General features: G+C 33.8%; 1 protein-coding gene. It reads right to left on the bottom strand.

The window, feature by feature from the left end; translation table 11 throughout:
* A partial coding sequence (locus tag CD30_RS19215) for an ISL3 family transposase (protein WP_036180862.1) occupies positions 1-780 on the bottom strand: 780 nt, incomplete at both ends.

The following is a 780-nucleotide window of genomic DNA, read 5'->3' as shown; positions in this document are numbered from 1 at the left end:
CATTTGAATATCCAAAACTTAAACTATTTAAAATTTCAACTTGCCAATTTTTTAGCGTTTGAATGGCCTTTAAAAATGCCGGAATATTTGCTTTTTCTACCTTTCGGTAAAAGGCTTCTAATCTTTTTTTTATTTCTATCAAATCATTTGAAGTTTTTGCCCAATCAAACCATTCGCAGTAAGCTTCTTTTAATTCATAGGCTTGCTTTAGTTCCTTCGACATTCCTATGTAACGATTTAAGTACCAACGATTCGTTTCTGTTAACTTATCAAATCGTTTATATAGTACATGACGCATTTTCTTACATTTCTTTCGATCATATGCATGCCATTCTTTTTGAACATTTCGACGTACTTCATCTAGTGCCCAGTAAATATAACGACAATAATGAAAGCGATCCGCAATAATAATCGGGCGATTTAACGCCTTCCTAACTGCTGCTTTAAAGCTTGGATTCATGTCCATAACCACAATTTCTACATCTGCACCGTATTTCATCAAGTAATCCTTAATGGTTTCTTTTCTACGATTTGGTAAAATATCAATTGGTTCATGTGTTTCCGCATTGGCAATAATTAATTGATAAGTTCCCGCATCGGTATCTGCTTTATATTCATCAATCGCGATACATTTTGGTAAATGAACCCCTTCATTTAATTGTTCCTTTACTACTTCTTTAAAGCGACGAATCACTGTTGAGCTTGATGTACCAAGTACTTCAGCTGCTTCTTTAAATGTTTTTGCCTTTATTGAACGGATTCGTACAACTTGATTCCATT

The organism is Ureibacillus massiliensis 4400831 = CIP 108448 = CCUG 49529, from assembly GCF_000772965.1.
Lineage (GTDB): Bacteria > Bacillota > Bacilli > Bacillales_A > Planococcaceae > Ureibacillus > Ureibacillus massiliensis.
The sequence above is the reverse complement of the archived record's forward strand: the minus strand, read 5'-3'. Positions and strand labels throughout refer to the sequence as shown.